The sequence below is a fragment of the Sulfitobacter sp. HNIBRBA3233 genome, from assembly GCF_040149665.1.
GTDB classification, from domain to species: Bacteria; Pseudomonadota; Alphaproteobacteria; order Rhodobacterales; family Rhodobacteraceae; genus Sulfitobacter; species Sulfitobacter marinivivus.
On record NZ_JBEFLP010000006.1, the window covers coordinates 1 to 21,636 of the forward strand.

Genomic DNA, 21,636 nt, shown 5'->3' on the forward strand with positions numbered 1-21,636 from the left:
CCCGCACCGCAGCCTTGCCGGGCTGCTCGGCGCGCACTTCGACGACCCGCGCCTGGCGCAGCTCTTCGCGCGGTACGCCACCTACGTGGGCGGGCTGCCTGCCTACAGCCCCGCCCTGCTCTCGCTGGTGTGGGAGGCAGAGCGGCGCGGCGTCTGGCACGTGCGCGGCGGCATGTACCGGCTGGCGCAGGCGATCGAGCGCCTGGCGCGGCAACGCGGGGCGCACTTTCTCTACGATACACCCGTTACTCGGATCGAGGTTCAGGACGGCAGACCCTGCGCTGTCCACGCGGGCGACACCCGGCTCGATGTCGACGCGGTTCTGTTCAACGGCGATCCGCGCGCGCTGGTCGAGGGGCTGCTCGGGCACGGTGCGCGCGACGCGGTGGCCCGCAGCGCGGTAGAGCCGCGCAGCCTGTCGGCGCATGTTCAGGCCTTTGCCGCAGATGTCGCGGGGGATTTCCCGCTGGCGGCCCATAATGTGTTCTTTGCCGATGATCCCCTGCGCGAATATGCGCCGCTGGCGCAGGGCGGCGCGCAGGACGACCCGACACTCTATGTCTGCGCGCAGGACCGTTTCGGCGGTGCCCGCCCTCGCGGTGCCGAACGGTTCGAGATCATCCTGAACGCAGCACCGATCACGGGCGACCCGCCCGTCCGCCCCACAGCCGCCGCCGCGATCCACCCCCGAGAGGAGCATCCCCCATGTCACACACTGATCTTCAAGAGGCTCGCCCGCTTCGGCCTGCGCTTCAGCCCCGCGCCGGACACCGGCACGCTGACCTCTCCGGCGGCGTGGAACAGCTTGTTTCCGGGATCGAACGGCAGCCTCTACGGGCGTTCCCCGCACGGGATGATGGCGGCGTTCCAGCGCCCCACGGCGCGCACGAAGATGCAGGGGCTATATCTGGTAGGCGGCGGGGCGCATCCGGGGGCGGGGGTGCCGATGGCGACGCTCTCCGGGCAGCATGCGGCCGAAGCGATGGCGCAAGACCTCGGTTTGACCTCGACGTCCCAGCGGGCGGATACGCGTGGTGGTATGTCGACGGCGTAAGCGATTGCGGCACCATGGCAGTGTCGGTCATCGGCTTTATCGGGTCGGTGTTTTCACCTTGGTACCATTGGTCGGGGCGCGGCAATCCGGCGAACCACTGCTGCATCAACGTGGCGACCTACGGACGCGGCGGACGCTTTGCCATGACCGACAGAGGGGCGGCGGCCCTGCGCGCCACGCCGGACGCGCTGGTGGTCGGCCCCTCGTCCATGCGCTGGACCGGCGCGGCACTGGAAATCGACATCGACGAGGTCTCCTCCCTCCCGCTGGTCTCGCGGATGCGGGGACGGATCACGCTTGTGCCCCAGGCCATTACATCGGTGGAATTGCCCCTGACGCTGGACGGCGCCCATGTCTGGCGGCCCTTCGCCCCTTCCGCACGGATCGAGGTCGCGCTGGAGGCGTCGGGCTGGCAATGGTCTGGCCACGGCTACTTCGACGCGAATTTCGGGACGCGCCCGCTGGAGCAGGATTTCAGCTACTGGACATGGGGGCGCTATCCCACGCGTGCCGGGGCCACCTGTTTCTACGATGCGGACCGGCGCGATGGCACCACCCTCGATGCGGCGATCGCTTTCGGACGCGACGGCGCCGCGCGGCAGGTAGAGGCGCCACCGCGCACGCCGTTCAAACGCACCCTCTGGGCGCTGCGCCGCGAGACCCGTGCCGACGCCGGCACCGTGCCGCGCCAAATCAAGCCGATGCTGGACGCGCCCTTCTATTCGCGGTCGGTCGTCGAGACCCGCATCGACGGCGAAACCGTGCAGGGCGTGCACGAAGCGCTGGATCTGGACCGCTATGCACAGCCCTTGTTGAAACCGATGTTGGCGGTGCGGGTGCCGCGCAGGCGCGGGTGGCGATTCTGATCGCACCGCGGCACCCGACGCGAGTGCGGGATTGAGTTTAAGGGCAAAATGGAGAAGACCCCGTCGCCCGGCAGGAGCGGTGACGCCCGGGGCGTAGGGCGCTAGAGCTTGTCCACGCGCAGCGGTTCGACCTTGGGGTTCAGCCGCCACATGCCGAGGTTCAGCGCTGCGGCCACCGTGACCCATGCCAGGTAGGGCACGAAGGCGGCACCGGCCCAGAAATCGAGCCAGAAATGGCTGAGCGTCGCCCCCAGAACACTGAGCCAGAGCGGCAGCATCACCAGCAGCGCGCCACGGATCCGGCGCAAGCCGAAGAAGATCGGTGTCCACAGGGTGGAGAAACCTGCCTGGACCGCCCAGAAAGCCATCGCATAGGCATTGTCGTTGAGCACGGCCACCCGTGCGCCCGCGAAGGAAATCAGCAGATAGATCGTCGTCCACGCGAGCGGGAACGCCCAGTCGGGCGGTGTGAACCACGGCTTTTCAAGCGTCTTGTACCACTCCCCCGGCGGGAACATGGCCCCCGTTGCACCGGCAGCGGAACAGGCGAGAAGGAAGAGAAGAAAAAGTGAAATATCCATGTCGGTCCATATGGGGCAGAGTTACTCGGCGGCCACCCCGTTCATGCCGCGCCGGCCGTCCTCGCGGGCGCGCAGGTCGGCCATGATCTGCATCAGCCCGTCCATCGGGCGGGGCACAGCACTTTGATGGGCGGCCGCATCGACGAGGAAGGCAACTTCCGGAAGCGGTCTTGCGTAGATGACCGGTGAACGCGGCAGGGTCAAGGTGGCCCCCGCGCGCAGACCGGCCTTGCCCAGAAGCACCAGCTTGGTCGCGCGCCCGGTGCGGGCGCGGCGGGTGACGCTGTCGCAGCCGTTGCGCCGCACTGCCGTGCCGATCCCCGCGTAGATATAGCGCGCGGCGAAGATGCCCGCGCGGGCCGAGGGCGGCAGGGCCGCGACGCCGGCTTCGGACCGGATGTAGAGCCGCTGCGCCTCGGCCAGCAGCCGGCGCACCATGCGCCGCAGTTGCGGCGTCGCCTCGGGTGCGGCGAGAAAATCGCCGACGTCCACACCGGCCTCGGCCAGCCAGTCGGTGGGCAGGTAGATCCGCCCGGCGGCCGCGTCTTCGCCCACGTCGCGGGCGATGTTCGTCAGCTGCATCGCCACGCCCAGATCGCAGGCCCGCGCCAGCGCGTTGCCGTCGCGGACCCGCATCAGCACACACATCATCGCCCCCACCGCAGCGGCGACGCGCGCGGAATAGGCCCGCACGTCCGACAGCGATGCGTAGCGCTGCCCGACCGCATCCCACGCCAGCCCTTCGAGCAGCGCATCGGGCAGCGCGCGCGGCATATCGAATTCGGCCACAATGGCGGCAAAGGCGCGATCCTCCGGCGCGTTGCGGGGCGTGCCCGCATAGACCAGATCAAGCCGCTTCTGCAGATCGAGCACGGCGCGCCCCTTGGCGTTGCCCTCGTCGACCTCGTCGTCGGCGAGACGGCAGAACGCATAGAGTGCCAGCGCCGGATCGCGCACCGCCGCAGGCAGCAGGCGCGATGCCGCGTGGAAAGACAGGCTGCCGGTGCGGATCACCGCGCGGCAATGGGCAAGATCGTCTGCGTCAATCATTCGGCGGCCATCCTTGTCTCTTTCTCGACCGGGGGCAGGTCCGGCACCAGCTTGCCCAGCACCTCGGCGCTGGAGACCACTCCGGGCAGCCCCGCGCCCGGATGCGTGCCCGCGCCGACGAGGAACAGCCCGCGCGCCTCCTCGCTCACGTTATGGGGGCGGAACCATGCGGATTGCAGAATCCGCGGCTCCAGCGAAAAACCCGAGCCGTTGGGGCTGAGATACCGGTCGCGGAAAGTCTCGGGCGTGAATTCCAGCTCGGTCGTGATCCGGTCGCGAAAGCCCGGCATATGCTCTTCGAGCACGGCGGCGACCTTCTCGCGGTATTTCGGGGCCTCGGTCAGCCAGTCCACGGGATCGTCCCAGCCCAGATGCGGCACCGGCGAGAGCACGTAGAAACTGTCGTCACCGGCGGGGGCCACCGTGGGATCGGTGATCGCGGGGCGGTGGATGTAAAGGCTCATGTCGTCGGAGAGCGTGCCACGGATGAAGATATCCTTCAGCAGCCCGGTGAAACGCGGCCCGTTGACGATGGTGTGATGGCCCAGATCGGGCCACATCGCGGCGGTACCCTTGGTTCCGAAATACCAGACATAAAGCCCCATCGACCACCGCTTGCGCGCGAGCTTCGGCGCGGTCCAGCGGCGGCGCGGATGATTGCGCAGAAGGTGGCTGTAGGTATGGCCCGCATCCGCGTTCGACACGATCAGCGGCGCGTCGAGACGGCTGCCGTCGGTCAGCCGCACCGCCCGTGCGGCCCCGCCTTCGACGATGATCTCGTCCGCCTCGGCCCCGTGACGGATGACACCGCCCTGCGCGCGCACCACATCGGCCATGGCGTCGGCGATCGCCTGCACCCCGCCAATCGCGTAATGCACGCCGTAGGTTTTTTCCAGATGCGCCACCAGCGCGTAGATCGAGGTGACATGGGTCGGATCGCCCCCGATGAAGAGCGGATGAAACGACAGCGCCATGCGCAACCGCTCGTCCCTGACCCGCGATGCGACCAGCCCGTAGATCGACCTGTCCGCGCGCAGCTGGGCGAATTTCGGCAAGACCTTGATCGTCTCCCACAGCCGGTGCATCGGCTTGGCGACCATGCCTTCAAAGCCGACCACGTAGCGCGCGGCGCTATCGCGCAGGAAACGCTTGTACCCTTTCAGGTCGCGGGGCGAGATTTTCGAGACCTGTTCGAACATGCGCTCGTCATCGGTCGATGCCTCGAAGCGCGTGCCGTCCGGCCAGCGCACCTCGTAAAAGGGATCGAGCGGGCGAAGGTCCACATCCGCATGGAAATCACGACCGCAGGCTTTCCACAGATCCTCGAACACCTGCGGGACCGTCACGATGGTCGGGCCAAGGTCGAAGCGGTGGCCGTCCTGGGTGATCGAGGAGCCGCGCCCCCCTGCCCGGTCAAGCCGGTCGAGCACGGTAACAGCGTAGCCCTTCGCCCCCAGACGCATGGCGGCGGACAGGCCGCCAAGCCCCGCACCGATGACAATGGCGCGGCGATCAGGGACGTCGGCGGAATCTGCTGTGTGAAAGACCATGAGAAATGCTACAACTGTCTAGCTTGATTTACAATCGTCCTGTCCACTCTTCCATACAAACCCGTAATGTGTAAAGCTGAGTTGACAGCCAAGGGACTCACGAACCAATGCAGCAGGTGGTCAGCCTCAGCTTCTATCGCTTCGGCAGCGTGCCCGCGCGCCTGTGGGCCTTTGCGCAGATGGGCCTTGCCCGCCGCGCCATGGCGCGCACCCCCGGCATCGGTTTCTGGAAGCTTTGCGGATCGGGCACCGGCGAGGGGTTCACACCCAAACCCAACCTGTCGGTCTACGCGATCCTTGCCACTTGGCCGGACGAGGCGACGGCACGCGCGGCCCTCGGATCCGGTGTATTCGCCCGGTACAGAGCCACATCAAGCGAGGACTGGACCATCCTGATGGCCGCCACCTCGGCGCGCGGTCAGTGGTCGGGGGTGGCCCCGTTCACCGCGCAGGACCACGCCGGCAACGGCCCCATCGCCGCCCTGACCCGCGCCACGATCAAACCGGGCATCCTGCACCGGTTCTGGGGGCGCGTCCCCGATATCTCGGGGGTGATCGGGCGCGATCCGTCGGTTCTGTTCAAACTCGGCATCGGTGAGGTGCCCTGGCTGCATCAGGTCACCTTTTCGATCTGGCCCGATGCCGCGGCCATGAATAATTTCGCCCGCACCGGCCCGCATGCGGAGGCGATCCGCGCCGTCCGCCGCGACGGCTGGTTCTCGGAAGAACTCTATGCCCGCTTCGCGCTGATCGCCGAAGAAGGGACATGGGGCGGCACATCGCCCCTCGCCACAAAGGACACGCCATGAAACAGCCCTTCCCGTTTTCCGCCATCGTCGGTCAGGAGGACATGAAACGCGCCATGATCCTGACGGCAATCGACCCGTCCATCGGGGGTGTTCTGGTCTTCGGAGATCGCGGCACCGGCAAATCCACCGCCGTGCGCGCGCTGGCGGCCCTGCTGCCACCGATCCGCGCCGTCAAAGGCTGCCCGGTCAATTCCGAGCGCAAGGCCGACTGCCCGGACTGGGCGCAGGTCCCCGGCAAGACGACAGAGGAAATCGCCACGCCGGTCGTCGATCTGCCACTGGGCGTCTCGGAGGATCGCGTGACGGGCGCGCTCGACATCGAGAAGGCTCTGACAAAGGGGGAAAAGGCTTTTCAGCCGGGGCTTCTGGCGCAGGCAAACCGCGGATACCTCTATATCGACGAGGTGAACCTGCTGGAGGATCACATCGTCGATCTGCTGCTTGATGTGGCGCAATCGGGGGAAAACGTGGTCGAACGCGAGGGCCTGTCGATCCGCCATGCCGCGCGGTTCGTTCTGGTCGGTTCCGGCAACCCCGAGGAGGGCGAGCTGCGCCCGCAGCTTCTGGACCGCTTCGGCCTGTCGGTCGATGTCGCCTCTCCCACGGTGATCGCCGAGCGGGTCGAAGTCATCAAGCGCCGCGATGCGTTCGAGAACGACAACACCGCTTTCATGCTGCGCTGGCAGGCCGAGGACGCGATGCTGCGCGAGCGGATCGTGGCGGCGCGCGCGGCGCTGAAACAGCTCAAAACCCCGGAACAGAGCCTGCATGACGTGGCCGAACTCTGCCTTGCGCTCGGCTCGGACGGGTTGCGCGGAGAGTTGACGCTGCTGAAAGCGGCGCGCGCCTATGCCGCCTTCCGCGACGATACCGCGCTGACACGCAGCCATATCCGCGATGTGGCGGCCCTCGCCCTGCGGCACCGGATGCGGCGCGATCCGCTGGACGATGCCGGATCGGGCACGCGCGTCGCGCGGGTGGTCGAGGATGTGCTGGGCGCATGACACCGCTGGCGCGCGCCCGCACTGCGCTGGCCCTGCTGGCGCTTGATCCGGCGCTCGGCGGCCTGCGCCTGCGGGCGCGCCCCTGTCCTGCCCGCGATGCGGTGCTCGACGCCGCCCGCGCGCTGCCCCTGCCCCTGACGCGTCTGCACCCCGCCATGGGCGCCGAGGCGCTGGAGGGCGGAATCGACGTTTCCGCGACACTTTCGGGCGGGACGTTGACGCGCACGCGCGGTCTGCTCGCCACGCCCGCGACGCTGGTGCTGGCCATGGCGGAACGCGCGCAGCCTTTCCTTGCCGCGCGGATCGCCGCCACGCTGGACGCAGGGACAGGCCATGTGCTGATCGCCCTCGACGAGGGGACGCAGGACGAGGCGATGCCCCCTGCCCTTTCCGACCGGCTGGCGTTTTGTGTCGATCTTTCCGACGTGGCGCTTGCGGATCTGGACGCCCCCGCCCCCGCCAGCGCACCGTCGCCGCACGGGCCCGTGACAGCCCCGGACGATCTGGCCGATACGCTTGTCGCGCTGGCGGTACGGCTGGGGATCCCGAGCCTGCGCGCGGTCACCTTCGCGCTGCGCACCGCCCGCGCCCATGCGGCGCTCAACGGCAGGTCCACCGTCACCGACGAGGATATCGCGGCGGCGGTCGAGCTGACCTTCGCGCATCTTGCCACGCGCCTGCCGGAGGCGGACCCGCAGGATCAGGCCGAAGACCCCCCCGAGGACCCCGCGGAGGACCCACAGGACCCCTCCCGGCAGAGCCACCTGCCCGAGGATCTGCTGCTCGACGCGGTGAAGGCCGCGCTGCCTGCGGATCTGCTGGCCCGCCTCGGGGCCGGCGCGGTGCAGCGCAGCGCCAGCGGGGCGGGCGCGGGCGTGAAAAAGACCGGAAACCGCCGTGGCCGCCCCCTGCCCGCGCGCCTCGGCGGCAGCACGCAGGCGCGTGTCGATCTGATCGCCACCCTGCGCGCGGCGGTCCCCTGGCAGACCCTGCGCCGGGCCCATGAGCCCGACCGTAGCGGCGCGATCATCACGCGCAGCGACCTGCGCCGCAAACGCTATCAGGACCACTCCGACCGGGTGCTGATCTTTGCGGTCGACGCCTCCGGCTCGGCGGCGATGGCGCGAATGGGCGAGGCGAAGGGCGCGATCGAACTGTTGCTGGCCGAAGCCTATGCCCGGCGCGACCACGTGGCGCTGATCGCCTTTCGCGGTGACGGGGCGGAGGTGCTGCTGGAGCCGACCCGCAGCCTTGTCCAGACAAAACGCAAGCTGGCCGCCCTGCCCGGCGGAGGCGCCACACCGCTGGCCGCCGGATTGATGTCGGCGCACGCCATGGCGCTTCAGGCGCGGCGCAAGGGGCTGAGCCCGACAATCATCACGCTGACGGACGGGCGGGCCAACATGCCCCTCGATGGCACACCTAGCCGCCCGCGCGCCGCCGAGGATGCCCGGACCGCCGCCACCGCCATCGGCGCCGCGCGGATCGACACCATGGTGATCGACACGGGCCGCAGACCCGAGGCGGCGCTGGCGCAGCTTGCCGCGCGCACGGGGGGTCATTACCTCGCCCTGCCCCGCGCGGATGCGCGCAGCCTGTCGGACGCGGTCAGCCGCACCCTGGACAGCTAGGGGATGGATTGGGCGCGCGAATGGCATGACTGGCCCCATGCGGAGTATTCGCGATTCAGTCTCTGCAAACCGCATTACTGGCATATTCAGGAGATGGGCGACGGCCCGCTCCTGTTGCTTTTGCACGGCGCCGGCGGGGCCAGCCAGAGCTTTCGCCACCTCATGCCCCTTCTTGCCGAGGCGTACCGCGTCGTCACGATTGACCTGCCCGGTCAGGGCTTCACCCGTCTGGGCGCACAGGCGCGGTGCGGCCTGCGGCCCATGGCCGAAGACATCGCCAAACTCTGCGCCCAACAGGGCTGGCACCCGATGGCCGTCATCGGCCATTCCGCGGGCGGTGCCGTCGCGCTGGAGCTGTTGAACCACCTGCCGCCCCCTGCCCCGCGCATCATCGGCATCAATGCCGCCCTTGCAGGGTTTTCCGGCCTTGCCGGTGTGCTGTTTCCGGTCATGGCGAAGGGGCTGGCGATGGTCCCCGGTGTAGCGGCGTTTTTCACCGCCTCGAACGCCAATCCGAAATCTGTACAGAGACTGTTAAGCGGAACAGGCTCTGATATCCCGCTGGAGGATCAGCGGTTCTACCGCCGCCTCGTGGGGGATACCGGCCACGTCAACGCGACCCTCCAGATGATGGCGCAATGGGATCTCGCCCCGCTTCTGAGAGACTTGCCAACGAGCGGTGCCGAAGGGCTGCTGATCACCGGATCGCGCGACCGTGCGGTGCCCCCGCGTACCTCGGCCGAAATCGCCGCAAAGGTGCCGGGGCTTTCGCATCTGGACCTTCCCGATCTGGGCCATCTGGCCCACGAGGAAGCGCCCGAGACAGTCGCCGAGGCTATTATCACAGACCTCACCCCCTGAACGCAGAATTGCCCGCGCAAATGGCGGGCAAATTTGGTGTATATTATTATTTTTCAATGCGTTATGCGGAAATTGCCCACGGGCAAGTCAGCTTTTGCCATACCGCGCCTTCACGAACGCATCGAAAGCGCCGCGCAGGCTTTCCGCACTCAGGCTGTCATCGAATTCCAGCTGGTATTTCCGGCCGCGCTTGCGGGCGGTGATCCCCCGCTCTCCCACGCTGCGGCTGTGGATCGTTTCTTCGACCGTGCGCTGGGGCTTCACCTTGGGAGGCTCCGCCGCCTGCCTGAGCCGCTTCATCACCTCCACAGGATCGACGAAGGCCCCTCGCCCGTTGCGCGCCGTCTGCTGCTGGGCCGCGATGCGCAGCGCCTCGGCAATCACGGGCTCCGCCGTGGCGGGCCGCGCCAACAGCGGCTTGAGATCGCGGGCGTGCCGTTCGCGCAGATCACGGATTGTCGGGAACGCATCCACCACCTGCTGCGGCAGAGACGCGAGCGCCAGATAGCGGCTCAGCCAGCTCTGGCTGACCTCCAGCCGCTCCGCCATCGCCTTTTGCTTGCCACCGTAGTAGCGCGCGATCGCGTCGGCGTAATCGATGGCCCGCTCGTAATCGCTGATGTCCTCGCGTTCGCGGTTCTCGATATCGGCGAGGCGGAACGCCTCTTCATCCGACAATTCGCGCGCTTCGATCAGGTATTTGAACTGCTGGTAGTTGTTCGCCCGCAGCCAGCTGACGGCAAAGTGCCGCCGGGCGCCGCAGATCACTTCGTACTTGTAATCGGGATCGTCGATGGGCCGGACGACCGCCGGAAATTCCTGCCGCCCCTGCGCCTTGATCCCGTCGATCAGGTCGCGGCAATTCTCTTCGTTCAGCAGGTCGTAGTCGCGGTTGTGGCGTTCCCACATGCGACACTCGGCAGGATCCACCCAGCGGAGCGTTTTCTCCTCCAGCTCGCCCGACAGCCGGTCGCTGATCGTGGTGGAGCGTTTCAGGAAGCGGGCGCTCTCGCGATCGCTGCGGGGGCTTTCCGGTCCGTCCAGCCCGCTGAGGACATCGTCGAAAATGGCGTCGTGCTTGCGGCTCATAGCAGCCCCTCCTTGCGCAATTGCTTGTGGTGGCTCGGCCAGGTCTTGCGGATCAGAAGTTCGATCTCGCCGTTGACCGCATCCAGATAGGCGCGGCAGCGCCGGTGTGTGTCCGACCGTGTGGCCGCCCCCGTCAGCTCGTATACCGTCGCGAGGTTCGCGGCGGCGTTGTCGATTTCGGCGCTGTCCTTCAGCACCGCGTTCAGCATGTCGTGCGGGAACACCGCGTCCATCATCCGCTTGATCGCCTGATGTGCCGACTTGCCGTCGTTCATCTTTGTCGCAAGAATTTTAATAAATGCGTAATCGCGCGCACCCCCGGCCCTTGCCAACTCGTTAAGGGTCGCGCCCATCATCTTGAGGAAGTGCGCCGTGGACCCGAAATCGATGTTGTTGGGCGGCGCGGGGATGACGATGGCATTGGCCGCCCGCAGCACGCTGAGCGACAGCATACCAAGGGCGGGCGGCGGATCCATCAGGATCACATCGAACTCGTCCTTGATGCTTTCGATGCCGTCGCGCAGCCGGTCGAGGACAAAGCTCTGGTCACGCGCCATCCGCGCCGCGAATTCGTATTCGGCGTCGTAAAGACCGAGGTTGGCGGGGATCAGCGCAACGCCCGGCCAGTAGGTTCCACGCAACGCGTAGTGCAGCGTCTTGGGGCCGCCGTGACGGAAGAAGGGGTAGAGCGTCTCCTCTTCCTCATCCACGTCGATGTCGGGGTTCAGGCCAAAGACCGATGTCGTCGACGCCTGGCTGTCGCAATCAATCACGCAGACGCGGTATCCCTTCAGCGCAAGATACTGCGCGAGGTGGCAGACCATGGTCGACTTCCCGACGCCGCCCTTGAAGTTCTGGATTGCCAGAACCATCGCGGGGTCGTCGGGGCTGCGGTGGGGCAGGGTGCCGAACACGCGCCGCATCTCGTTGACCTCTGCGAGGCTGTATCCCGTGCGGCGGCCGGTGTCGGAATCCTTTTCGGGTTCGGGCAGGCGCCCGTCGGCCTCCGCATCGCGGATCAGCTTGTCACTGCGGCCTACCATCTCGGCGGCCTTGCGAACGGTAAACCGCAGATCGAGTGTCTTGGCGGTGCCCGGCGCGAACAATCGGTCGCGCAGGCGGTTGATGACGGTGGACGCACGGGTGCTGAGCTGGTCGAGCTCGGCAAGAGTGACGGGGGGGAGAACAGGCTGCTCCATGGATGCCTCATGTTATTATGGTTAGGCGAATCATGAACGGGTGGCAGCGAATGCTCAAGTGTGAAGTTTTGCGCAGATCGTCCAAATAACGGGAAATCGCGGGTCAGGGGCGCAGAGAGTGGAATTTTGCCGACCGGCTTTGGGAAAGCACCTTAAAAAGCGGCCTGATCGGGCCAAACACCCGATAAGTAAGTTTAGCGATCCAGGCGCTCCGCGTGCTGTCAGGAATACCCCTAATCCTGAACCAGAAAACACCCCTGATGTTCTTCCTTCGGAATCTTCTATGTTCGTCTCCGGCAAGCAGCTGTTTCCATGTGGAAATCAGTCTCTAACCTTACGTGTTGGGATTGCTTCGGCTACATCAGGGGATGGCTGGACTTACACCTTGGGGCGGGTTGCCTTACGGGCAGGGAGGGGCCTGAAACCTTACCTTTCGGGTGCTGCCCCACGGGGGCTAGGCGGGGGTCGAAAAGCCCCTACAATACAGGCAGATGCGAATCGGTAGCGCCCGATCGGGTGATTCTAGACTTACTTTTCGGGTGATTGCCCATGGGCAATTTTTCGGCTAGCTTACACATCAAGAATAACAAATGTAAGAATAACCATGTAAGCGAGCAGGCACATGGCGACCAAACCCTACCGCACGATCTCGGCGCGACCGAACGCCGAAAGCCTTGTGAAACCCGGCGAACTGGTGGACCTCGTCGAGGTCACGCCGCTGACGCTGGCCGACAGGCGGATCTATAACCAGCTGCTGGAAAACGCGTGGGATGCCATCGACAAGCCGGTGACCCACGTGATCGCCAAGGCCGATCTGCGCGGATCGCATAATTCAAACGACCGGGTGGGCGAATCGATCGAGCGTCTGATGGCGTCGATCGTGAAGGTCAGGGTGCAGCGCGACGGCGAAGACGCGATCGAACGGGTGCAGCTTTTGGGCGGCAACATCGAGACGACGCGCCGCGACGGTTTGCTGGAATACGAAATCCCCACACGGCTGCGGCGGATCATCAAGGACAGCACTGTTTTCGCGCGGCTCCAGCGCGAGGTGATGTTCGCGCTGAGTTCGAAATACGCGCTGACGCTCTACGAGATGATCCAGAAACGCGGCAACCTGCGCTGGCGCAGCTCCGAGAAATTCGGTCTGGAGGATCTGCGCGGAATCCTCGGGGTGCCGAAGGGCAAGCTGACCTCGTGGTCAAACCTCAAGCTGCGTGCGATTGATCCCGCGGTGGCCGAGGTGAACGCGCTGAGCGATTACATGGTCGAAATCGCACCGGTCAAGACCGGCAGGCGGGTGACCCACGTCGAACTGCGCTGGTGGCGCAAGGACGCCAAAACCGAAGCCGAGGCCGAGCGCGAGTTGAGCTTTTCCAAAGTGGGCCGGAAGGCGCGTATGGAAGGGCGGGCAGAGATGCCGGCAGAGGGCAGGGCGAAGGCGGAACCACGCGCCCAGCCGCTGCGCCCGCGGCCGGTGTGGCTGGAGGCACGCGGTGCCGCCCTGCGTGCCGACACCTACGAGACCGCGCGCCTGCGCTATCCCGGCTACGATATCTATCACGTCGAAGGCGAATGGCGCGACTGGGCGAAAACGCGCGAGGCCCCGCGCGACCCGGACCGCGCGTTCCTTGCGTTCTTCAAGACCTTTGCCGAGAACAATCCGATCTGACCGCAGGCCGCCACATCGCCGGCGGGGCAGGGGCCCAGCCCCCCGTGGTGCCGGAAGAGAGCGCTTACCCGTTGCGGACCGTGTCGATCATCAACTGCACGTTCTCGGGGTCCGCATCTGGCGTGATGCCGTGGCCGAGGTTGAAGATATGCGGGCCCGACCCCAGTGCATCGACGATGCGGCGGGTTTCCGAGACAAGGGCCTCTCCGCCGGTGACCATATGCGAGGATTTCAGGTTGCCCTGAACGCAGCCGCCGGACTGGACATTCTCGGCAACCCAGGCCGCATCCACGCCGTCGTCCACCGCGATGCAATCGGCGCCGATGGCCGCGTGTGCACCGATGTAGCGCTTTCCGGCGCCGCGCGGGAAGGCGATGACCGGCACGCCGGGGTGTTTTTCCTTCAGCGCCTGCGTGATCCGGGCCATCGGCTTGATCGAGTAGTCGGTGAAATCGTCGCCGGTCAGCGATCCGGCCCAGCTGTCGAAAATCTTGACCACCTCGGCGCCCGCGTCGATCTGGGCGGACATGTAATGGATCGTGGCTTCGGTGATGCGGTCCATCAAGGCGTCGAACACCGCGCGGTTCTCGGCCTTCAGCGCGTGGGCCGGGCCCTGATCGGGGGTGCCGCGCCCCGCGATCATATAGGTGGCAACGGTCCAAGGGGCACCGGCGAAGCCGATCAATGTCGTTTCGGCGGGCAGTTCGCGGCTGAGGATCTCGACGGTCTTGTACACCGGCGACAGATGGTCGTGGATCGCGTCGGGCGGCAGCAACTTGTCGAATTCTTCCTGCGTGGTGATCGTGGACAGGCGCGGCCCCTCGCCGGTGACGAACCACAGGTCGGCCCCCAGCGCCTGCGGCACCAACAGGATATCGGCAAACAGGATCGACGCGTCGAATCCGTAGCGGCGGATCGGCTGCAAGGTCACCTCGGCGGCCAGTTCGGGATTATAGCACAGCGACAGGAAATCACCCGCCTGCGCGCGGGTGGCGCGGTATTCCGGCAGGTAGCGTCCTGCCTGCCGCATCATCCAGATGGGGGGCGTGGGCAAAGTTTCCCCGGCCAGCGCGCGGAGGATGGTTTTCTGGGCGGTCATGTGGTGTCTTTCCGTAACAAGGGCTTGGCGTCATCATGCGCCGAAGGGCAGGGGAGACACAAGAGTTGTCAGGTTTGGTTTACACGGCTAGAGATGCAGAATGACATTGAATTTGCCAACCCCCGCCCAACCGCTGAAGATCGGCACCCGTGGATCCCCGCTTGCGCTGGCGCAGGCGCATGAGACGCGGGAGCGGCTGGCGAAAGCGTTCGATCTCCCGTTCGAGGCGTTCTCGATCGTCGTCATCAAGACCACCGGTGACAAGATCATCGACCGCCCGCTGAAAGAGATCGGCGGCAAGGGTCTGTTCACCCGCGAGATCGAAGCGGACCTGCTGTCCGGCCAGATCGACATCGCGGTGCATTCGATGAAGGACATGCCGACGCTCCAGCCCGAGGGGCTGTTGCTGGACACCTACCTGCCGCGCGAGGACGTGCGCGATGCGTTCATCTCGCCCACGGCGACGGGGCTCGACGATCTGGCGGAAGGCACCAAGATCGGCACATCGAGTTTGCGCCGCCGCGCGCAGCTGATGGTAAAGCGCCCCGATCTGGAGGTCGTGGAGTTTCGCGGCAATTTGCAGACCCGGCTGATGAAGCTGGACCAGGGCGTGGCGGCAGCGACGTTTCTGGCCATGGCGGGATTGAACCGGCTGGGGATGGACGATGTGCCGAAGACCGCGATCGAGACGGATGTGATGCTGCCCGCCGTCGCACAGGGCGCCATCGGCATCGAGCGCCGCGCCGACGACACCCGCATGGCCGAGATGCTGTCCGCGATTCACGACACGCCCACCGGCCAGCGGCTGGCGGCGGAACGGTCATTCCTGCTGACGCTCGACGGCTCTTGCGAGACACCCATCGCGGGGCTGGCCGAGCTTGAAGGCGGCACATTGCATCTACGCGGCGAAGTGCTGCGCCCCGACGGGTCCGAGGCGCTGGATGACGCGGTGTCTTGCCCGATAGAGGACGGGCCGGAAGCGGGGCGCGTCATGGCGGAAAAACTGCTCGCGCAGGCCGGTGACGGATTTTTCGACTGGCGCTAGGCGCTGCGCGGAAGCTCGTCGGCGTAAAGGTTCAGCTCGTATTCCGCTTCGGGTCCGGTCGAGGACACACGGTGCGCGCCGCGCCGGACCAGAAGCTTGCGCATCCCCTGATTGCTGCCCTGCAACAGCGCCACGAATTGGGTGATCCCGGCGGCTTTGCCGGCTTCGATCAGCGCATCGATCAGAACGGTGCCCAACCCGCGCCCCTGCCAGTCGTCGATCACGGTCAGGGCGATCTCGGCCGTGTCGCTGTCGCCGATACGCACGTAGCGCGCGGTGGCCAGCGGGGTGCCGCCGGACAAAGCACCGATGGCGAAGTGGTTGTCGTCATTCGTTGCGGTGAAGGTATCAAGCTCGTCTTCACTCAGCACCGGATGGGATGCCAGAAACCGCATCACGCGCGAATCCGGGGACAGCTGGGTAAAGCCGTCCTGCATCAGGCAACGGTCTTGCGGGCCGATCTCGCGGATCGTGACCTCGGCGCCGTCGCGCAGGGTGGTGGTGAAGAAAACCGGTCTTGTCATGTGGAGGGAACACCGCGGCGGGGCGGGTTGTTCCGCGAAAGGACGTCACGTCTTTTTGAACCCGCGGGCCTCGTGCAATGACAAACGGGGCGCCCGTGCGCCCCGTCGCCCGCAAGTGCCGCACGGGCCGTGGTCAGGCCACCGCGTGGCTGATCGCGCATTGCCGCCACAGATGGCTCAACGCGTTGATCAGATGGGCAATATCCTCGTCCGTGTGCAGCGGCGACGGGGTAAAGCGAAGCCGCTCGGTGCCCTTGGGAACGGTGGGATAGTTGATCGGCTGCACGTAGATGCCCCATTCTTCCATCAGGTAATCGGCCAGCATCCGTGTCTTGACCGGATCCTTGATCATCACCGGCACGATGTGGCTTTCGTTCATCATGTGGGGAATGCCCGCGCGGTCGAGCCCGGCGCGCAGCTTGGCCACCTGTGCGCGCTGCCGGAGGCGTTCGTCGCTCGATGTCTTGAGGTGCATGATCGACGCGCGCGCCGCTGCCGCCACTGCAGGGGGCAGGGCGGTGGTAAAGATAAATCCCGAGGCGAAGCTGCGGATGAAGTCGCACAGCGACGCCGACCCGGTGATATAGCCGCCGACAACGCCGTAGGCCTTGCCGAGCGTGCCCTCGATCAGGGTGATCCGGTCGGCCAGCCCCTCGCGTTCGCTGACGCCGCCCCCGCGCGGCCCGTAAAGGCCCACCGCGTGCACTTCGTCGAGGTAGGTCATCGCGCCGTATTTTTCCGCCACTTCGACGATCTCGCGCATCGGGCAAATGTCGCCGTCCATGGAATAGACACTCTCGAAGGCGACGATCTTGGGCACGTTCAGCGGCAGCGCCTGAAGCTTGGCTTCCAGATCCGCCACATCGTTGTGCTTCCAGATCACCTTTTTCGCCTTCGAATGGCGGATCCCTTCGATCATCGAGGCGTGGTTGCCCGCATCCGACAGGATGACGCAGTTTTCCAACCGGCTGCCAAGGCACGACAGCGCCGCCCAGTTCGACACATAGCCCGAGGTGAACAGCAGCGCCGCCTCCTTGCCGTGGAGGTCGGCCAGTTCGCGTTCCAGCAGCAGGTGGTCGTGGTTGGTGCCCGAAATGTTGCGTGTCCCGCCCGCGCCGGTGCCGGTGCGCTGGACCGCTTCGCACATGGCGGCGATGGTCAGCGGGTTCTGTCCCATGCCCAGATAGTCGTTCGAGCACCAGACCGTGACCTCGCGCTTTTCGCCCTGGACGTGGTTGGCGGCGCGGGGGAACTTGCCGCATTTGCGCTCAAGCTCGGCGAAATAGCGATAGTTGCCGTCCGCCTTCAGCTGGTCGATCTGTTCGTCAAAAAGCGCGTCAAAGTTCATGGGGATTGTCCTGTCTTGAAGTCGTGGGATTTGGCAGCATCCAGCGCCAGAGCTTGGCGTCGGGCAGCGGAACCACCATCAACCAGTGTTCAATGGCGGCCAGCGCCGCCAAGGCAGTGAGCAGAGCGAAGGCGGTCACGGAGGCTTCGGTTTCTGCGGCGATCAGGCGTTCTGCGAAACAGGCCGCGCTGATCGAAAGGAAGGTCACGCCGATCGGAAAGGCCATGGTGATCGGCCCGCGGCGGAAATAGCTTTTGATATGGTCGAGAGGGGTGGGCACGAATTCTGTATTGATCCGCGGCACGCCGAAAAACAGGTTCAGCTTGGCCGAAATCCGTGCGGTGAAGAGGATCACATAGGTCCACAGGCCGACGGTATTCTGCGCCCCCGCGCAGATCACCACGACTCCCAGAAGTGTCGCCGCAAGCAGCAGTTCGTGGTGCGAAATCGTATCCCACGCGCGCGAAAACCGCGCATAGCCGTCCAGACCGGGCGGGCAGGGGCGGCGTTCGGGGCCGGTGATGATCCCGGCAAGAAACGCCAGTTCGATCCAGCCCCAGATCAGCAGCACGGACAGGAAAGCAAGATAGGCGTTGGTGGCCGTCAGCTCCTGCGCGGTGATGACCAGACCGGCCACGCCCAGTGCGGCCAGCGGCACCGACAGGAACACGTTGCGCCCGTGCGCCACCGCATCGCCCGCGTCGGCCCGCCGCACGATCAGCAGGATCGCCCCGGTGAAGAACCACCAGGCGAACAGGGCTGAAAGTGCGGCGAGCCAGGCTGTCATCAGTACGCGGGCTCCATCACGGGGCTTTCGGGCACGTCATGCTTGATCGCCGGGATCGTGTAGATCGAGACGAAGGCGCCGGCCGCCTTGGCCATGCCGCCCAGCCGCGACAGCGTCCCGCCGATGCCGCCGCGCTTCTTCGCTGCCGCGATCTGGCGCGAGGCCGCTTCCATCCGGTCGAGGTTCCGGCGCCAGCGCGGGTGGTCGATGTCCAGCGTCATCGGGAACACCTGCTTGGAAATCTCCGATGTCTTGCGGAACACTTCCTGCCCGTACCATGTGGTGTCGACGCCGAGCGCCTCGTGAAACAGCGGGCGCTGATGGTCGCGCACCCACATGGTCGAATAGACCGCCGTCAGGAAGAACTTGATCCACAGCTTGTTGGTGAAGCTTTCGGTCAGTTTCGGGTCGGTCTTCATCAACAGGGCGAAGGCTTCGCCGTGAGAGAACTCGTCGTTGCACCATTCGCGGAACCAGCCAAAAATCGGGTGGAACTGGTGCTCGGGGTGTTTTTCGAGGTGCCGGTAGATGGTGATGTAGCGGGCGTAGCCGATCTTCTCGCTTAGGTAGGTGGCGTAGTAGATGAACTTGGGCCGGAAATAGGTGTATTTCTTCTGCTGCGTCAGAAAGCCGAGGTTCACGCGGATGCCTGCCTCGCGCAGGGCGTCGTTGATGAAACCGGCGTGCCGCGCTTCGTCGCGCGCCATCAGTTGGAACAGCGTGGTGATGTCCGAATTGGACCCGCGCCGCTTCATTTCCTTGTACAGCACGCAGCCCGAGAATTCGGCGGTACACGACGAGATCAGAAAGTCGATGAACTCGGCCTTCAGGGCGGGGTCCATCCCGTCCCAGTTGGCGTCCCATTCGTCGGTTTTCTTGAAATGGCCCTTGTTGGGGTCCGATTTCATCCGTGCGATCAGGCGATCCCAATCGGCGCGCACGGGGGTGACGTCGATCGCGTCCATCTCGGCGAAATCCGTGGTGTAGAAGCGCGGCGTCAGCAGGGTGTTCTGCATTGCCACCTCGGTCGCTTTCTCCGAGGTCATGGCGCCATTGTCGAGCGCGTCCTGCGCGGCAATCGCCTCTTCGGCGGTGTTGGCATAGGCGGAATGGGACGGGGTCTTGGTGTGTGCGTTCATGACAGCACCTCCTCGGAGAAGCTGAATTCGCACAGCTCCATGAATTCGAAATCACCGGTGGCGCGGGTCCAGAGCTGTTCGAGCTTGGACGCCCGCGTGATGGTGGCCGTGCGTTCCTCGCGGACGACTTCGCCGTAGGGGGCCATGATCTCGGCCCCGTGGACAAGCACGCTGTCGCCGGGGTTCACGACCGCCCCGTTGAGGAATTTCACATGCGCCGACAGCTCCTCGAAGCGGTGCGAGATCGTGACCTCGCAGGGCGCGGTTTCCTTTGTTCTGGTTATCAGTCCCATAATTTCAGTCCCTATCGTTTACAGGTGGCGCATGTCTGGCTGGACACGCATCAGTCGATCAGCCTGGCGAAGGCTGCGACGTTGTCCTGGCCGTACCCGATCAGGGGCAGCGACCAATTGGTGGTATCGTCGATAATATCGGTGCGCCCGCCGTCACGGCGGACGATGCGCAGGGGGGCAGCGGCGTCGACGCCCTGCACCTTGCGTTCACGCATGACCGCGACCCAGACCACGTCGATGAAACCGGCCTTGTCGCGGGTAGAGGCGGCGATTTCCGCGCCGCTTTCGTCGAAGATCTGGATGCCCGTGGTGCGGTCCCCGCCAAAGGTGATCAGCCGCTCGGCCACGATGGGCCGCTCTGCGGTGACACCTGTGAGGGGCATGTCGGTCAGCCGCGCGTAGGCGACCAGCGCCAGCGAGGCCAGCATCAGCGAGAACATCGCGATCACCAGACCGCGCGGGACCATATCGCGGTCGCGTGCCTTCATCTGGTTGGCGAGGGAGGAGGTCTGGTTCATGCTCATGGTCCTTGTTCCCCTCACTCTGCCGCGACGGCGCCGGGGGCACCTTGCGCTGGATCAAGCCGTTCGATTTTCGGCTGGTTTACCCGTGTTTCGGCGGCATCCGCGAAAATCTGCGCCACGCGGGCGGCATCGGGGATCGACCGGAAGGCCGGTTGCGTCTTGGAGACATACCACGGCCGGACATGCGGCCATGTCATGATGTGTGAAAACCGTGTGTCGCCGATCAATTCGAAGGCGATGGTGCCATGGCCGTCGCGGCGCACGGCGGCATTCGCGTTGCCGATGCAGACATAGGGCAGGTTCAGCGTCATGGTCAGCGCAGCACCTATGCGCATCGCGACACGCTTGTTGGTCAGCGTATAGACGGTGGATCGCGCCTGAACGGTGGCGATCGTGTAGACGATGGCGCAGGCCACGAGACCCGCCAGAAGCAGCGGAATACCGTGGCCCATCGCCGTTGAAAGTGGCACGGTCGCCGCCGAAACGGCGACCCGCCAGAGTGCGAGCACCACGAAGTACCCCATGATCCAGTTCATCTTCCATGCGTCTTTGGCCAGACGCAGGGCCGAGGGCGCCCCCTGCCAGAGGATATGTTCATCCTTCGGCAGTGCTTCGGGCAGTCCGCGAACCGGTTCGAATTTGAAATCGTCGTGATGCATTGTCTTGTCCCCTGATGGTTGCCGGGCCCGTTGGCTGGCGGGCCCGGAGTGTTACGTCAGATCTGTGGCTCTGCGCGCTTGGGGTCGGCATAAAGGGTGCCGCCCCCGTAGTAGGCCATGATCTTTTCCTCTTCGAGAAGCGTGATCTCGCTGTCGGATTTGGTGCCCGGCACATTCGCGAAATTCGCCCCGTAAAGCGATTTGACCGACACCCGGTCGGATTTGATCCGGGCGAAGTTCGCGGGGATCAGGCAGGTCTTGCCCGTGCCTTCGGGATTCAGATCAACCGTGAGATAACGGACGTATTGTTCCGGCACGTCGACCCACATGTCGGTGACGCGGCCAACCACTTCACCATCGGCGGCGACAACGGCCTTGCCGCGCGGGTCGGTCCCCGACGAGACGGCGAAATCGTCCAGCATGCTCAGCGGTTTGATTTTCGCGTGGCCGTGGGCATCGAGCTCGGGGTGGTCGTTGCGCGGTGCCCAGGATCCGGGGCCCACACCGTCGAGCATCGGATCACCGGTGGGCACATAGGGGCTGCCCGCCGCGGTGGAGGTCTGCGCCAGTGCCAGATCGGCGCGGTCGCCGCGCTGGCCGGAGGGCACCACAAGATCGCCGCGCCCGTCGCGCAGGTGGAACGTCTTGTCCTTGGGCACCGGAAACGGCCCCTGGTTCGGCGATTCCTTCCCGTCGTCGGTGACGAGCGGATAGCCTTCGCGCATGTTTTCGGTTTGCAGGTAGTAAACCAGACCCGCAAAGAAGATCCAGAAGAGCCATATCGCGGCGCTCGCCAGATCGAAGTTTCCAAAGAATTCAGTGCCAACCATTGGGGGATCCTCCGTGAAAGGGTGG

The 21,636-nt window shown here is 65.5% G+C and carries 22 protein-coding genes; 8 read left to right on the forward strand and 14 right to left on the reverse strand.

Annotated features, from left to right (window positions below):
* Both ABMC89_RS17720 and crtC read left to right on the forward strand, forming a co-directional pair.
* The coding region (locus ABMC89_RS17720) for a phytoene desaturase family protein (RefSeq protein WP_349570332.1) at positions 1–1,054 on the forward strand (1,054 nt) is incomplete at its 5' end.
* Positions 1,055–1,068: 14 nt separating this feature from the next.
* On the forward strand, positions 1,069–1,920 hold the full coding sequence (gene crtC / locus ABMC89_RS17725; protein ID WP_349570334.1) for a carotenoid 1,2-hydratase: 852 nt from the start codon (positions 1,069–1,071) through the stop codon (positions 1,918–1,920).
* 101 nt (positions 1,921–2,021) lie between these two features.
* On the opposite strand, the gene tspO is transcribed toward crtC, so the two are convergent.
* The 3 genes from tspO to ABMC89_RS17740 are packed head-to-tail and all read right to left on the reverse strand — an operon-like array spanning position 2,022 to position 5,101.
* Positions 2,022–2,501, reverse strand: a complete 480-nt coding sequence (gene tspO, locus ABMC89_RS17730) for a tryptophan-rich sensory protein TspO (protein WP_349570336.1) — start codon at positions 2,499–2,501, stop codon at positions 2,022–2,024.
* Between the two features lie 21 nt (positions 2,502–2,522).
* Positions 2,523–3,551, reverse strand: coding sequence for a 15-cis-phytoene synthase (gene crtB / locus ABMC89_RS17735; protein ID WP_349570338.1), 1,029 nt, complete (start codon positions 3,549–3,551; stop codon positions 2,523–2,525).
* Positions 3,548–5,101 (reverse strand): phytoene desaturase, encoded by a 1,554-nt coding sequence (locus ABMC89_RS17740; RefSeq protein WP_349570340.1) that lies wholly within the window; start codon positions 5,099–5,101, stop codon positions 3,548–3,550. Before ABMC89_RS17740 ends, crtB begins: the two co-directional genes overlap by 4 nt.
* 107 nt (positions 5,102–5,208) lie before the next feature.
* Between ABMC89_RS17740 and crtA the strand changes: the two genes are divergently transcribed.
* The 4 genes from crtA to bchO are packed head-to-tail and all read left to right on the forward strand — an operon-like array spanning position 5,209 to position 9,406.
* Positions 5,209–5,910, forward strand: a complete 702-nt coding sequence (gene crtA, locus ABMC89_RS17745; protein ID WP_349570342.1) for a spheroidene monooxygenase — start codon at positions 5,209–5,211, stop codon at positions 5,908–5,910.
* Entirely contained in the window at positions 5,907–6,914 is a 1,008-nt protein-coding gene (bchI, locus tag ABMC89_RS17750; protein ID WP_349570344.1) for a magnesium chelatase ATPase subunit I, read from the forward strand. The genes crtA and bchI overlap by 4 nt, the downstream gene beginning before the upstream one ends.
* Positions 6,911–8,545 carry a magnesium chelatase subunit D gene (locus ABMC89_RS17755; RefSeq protein ID WP_349570346.1) on the forward strand — a complete coding sequence of 545 codons (1,635 nt, stop codon included), beginning with the start codon at positions 6,911–6,913 and terminating at the stop codon, positions 8,543–8,545. The genes bchI and ABMC89_RS17755 overlap by 4 nt, the downstream gene beginning before the upstream one ends.
* Before the next feature lie 3 nt (positions 8,546–8,548).
* Positions 8,549–9,406 carry an alpha/beta fold hydrolase BchO gene (bchO, locus tag ABMC89_RS17760; RefSeq protein WP_349570348.1) on the forward strand — a complete coding sequence of 286 codons (858 nt, stop codon included), beginning with the start codon at positions 8,549–8,551 and terminating at the stop codon, positions 9,404–9,406.
* An 87-nt stretch (positions 9,407–9,493) separates the two neighbouring features.
* On the opposite strand, the gene ABMC89_RS17765 is transcribed toward bchO, so the two are convergent.
* Both ABMC89_RS17765 and ABMC89_RS17770 read right to left on the reverse strand, forming a co-directional pair.
* Entirely contained in the window at positions 9,494–10,495 is a 1,002-nt protein-coding gene (locus ABMC89_RS17765; RefSeq protein WP_349570350.1) for a ParB/RepB/Spo0J family partition protein, read from the reverse strand.
* Complete coding sequence (locus ABMC89_RS17770; protein ID WP_349570352.1) at positions 10,492–11,694, reverse strand: AAA family ATPase; 1,203 nt, start codon at positions 11,692–11,694, stop codon at positions 10,492–10,494. The genes ABMC89_RS17765 and ABMC89_RS17770 overlap by 4 nt, the downstream gene beginning before the upstream one ends.
* Before the next feature lie 622 nt (positions 11,695–12,316).
* Between ABMC89_RS17770 and ABMC89_RS17775 the strand changes: the two genes are divergently transcribed.
* Positions 12,317–13,363: a RepB family plasmid replication initiator protein gene (locus ABMC89_RS17775; RefSeq protein WP_349570354.1), complete on the forward strand. Its 1,047-nt coding sequence runs from the start codon at positions 12,317–12,319 to the stop codon at positions 13,361–13,363.
* A gap of 64 nt (positions 13,364–13,427) precedes the next feature.
* On the opposite strand, the gene hemE is transcribed toward ABMC89_RS17775, so the two are convergent.
* Entirely contained in the window at positions 13,428–14,462 is a 1,035-nt protein-coding gene (gene hemE, locus ABMC89_RS17780) for a uroporphyrinogen decarboxylase (RefSeq protein ID WP_349570357.1), read from the reverse strand.
* Between the two features lie 100 nt (positions 14,463–14,562).
* On the opposite strand from hemE, the gene hemC reads away from it, so the two are divergent.
* The gene (gene hemC / locus ABMC89_RS17785; RefSeq protein ID WP_349570359.1) at positions 14,563–15,507 is read left to right on the forward strand and encodes a hydroxymethylbilane synthase; all 945 of its coding nucleotides are present in this window, start codon (positions 14,563–14,565) and stop codon (positions 15,505–15,507) included.
* Here hemC and ABMC89_RS17790 read toward each other — a convergent pair.
* The 8 genes from ABMC89_RS17790 to puhA form a co-directional block, all read right to left on the reverse strand.
* Complete coding sequence (locus tag ABMC89_RS17790) at positions 15,504–16,031, reverse strand: GNAT family N-acetyltransferase (RefSeq protein ID WP_349570361.1); 528 nt, start codon at positions 16,029–16,031, stop codon at positions 15,504–15,506. The genes hemC and ABMC89_RS17790 overlap by 4 nt on opposite strands.
* Positions 16,032–16,164: 133 nt before the next feature.
* On the reverse strand, positions 16,165–17,379 hold the full coding sequence (hemA, locus tag ABMC89_RS17795; protein WP_349570363.1) for a 5-aminolevulinate synthase: 1,215 nt from the start codon (positions 17,377–17,379) through the stop codon (positions 16,165–16,167).
* The gene (gene puhE / locus ABMC89_RS17800; RefSeq protein WP_349570365.1) at positions 17,369–18,166 is read right to left on the reverse strand and encodes a putative photosynthetic complex assembly protein PuhE; all 798 of its coding nucleotides are present in this window, start codon (positions 18,164–18,166) and stop codon (positions 17,369–17,371) included. Before puhE ends, hemA begins: the two co-directional genes overlap by 11 nt.
* The gene (gene acsF / locus ABMC89_RS17805; protein WP_349570367.1) at positions 18,166–19,305 is read right to left on the reverse strand and encodes a magnesium-protoporphyrin IX monomethyl ester (oxidative) cyclase; all 1,140 of its coding nucleotides are present in this window, start codon (positions 19,303–19,305) and stop codon (positions 18,166–18,168) included. The genes puhE and acsF overlap by 1 nt, the downstream gene beginning before the upstream one ends.
* Positions 19,302–19,598, reverse strand: coding sequence for an O2-dependent cyclase accessory protein (locus tag ABMC89_RS17810; RefSeq protein WP_349570369.1), 297 nt, complete (start codon positions 19,596–19,598; stop codon positions 19,302–19,304). Before ABMC89_RS17810 ends, acsF begins: the two co-directional genes overlap by 4 nt.
* Before the next feature lie 50 nt (positions 19,599–19,648).
* Complete coding sequence (gene puhC, locus ABMC89_RS17815) at positions 19,649–20,116, reverse strand: photosynthetic complex assembly protein PuhC (RefSeq protein WP_349570371.1); 468 nt, start codon at positions 20,114–20,116, stop codon at positions 19,649–19,651.
* 20 nt (positions 20,117–20,136) lie between these two features.
* Complete coding sequence (gene puhB / locus ABMC89_RS17820) at positions 20,137–20,781, reverse strand: photosynthetic complex putative assembly protein PuhB (protein WP_349570373.1); 645 nt, start codon at positions 20,779–20,781, stop codon at positions 20,137–20,139.
* 56 nt (positions 20,782–20,837) lie between these two features.
* On the reverse strand, positions 20,838–21,611 hold the full coding sequence (gene puhA / locus ABMC89_RS17825; RefSeq protein WP_349570375.1) for a photosynthetic reaction center subunit H: 774 nt from the start codon (positions 21,609–21,611) through the stop codon (positions 20,838–20,840).
* Positions 21,612–21,636: the final 25 nt, after the last annotated feature.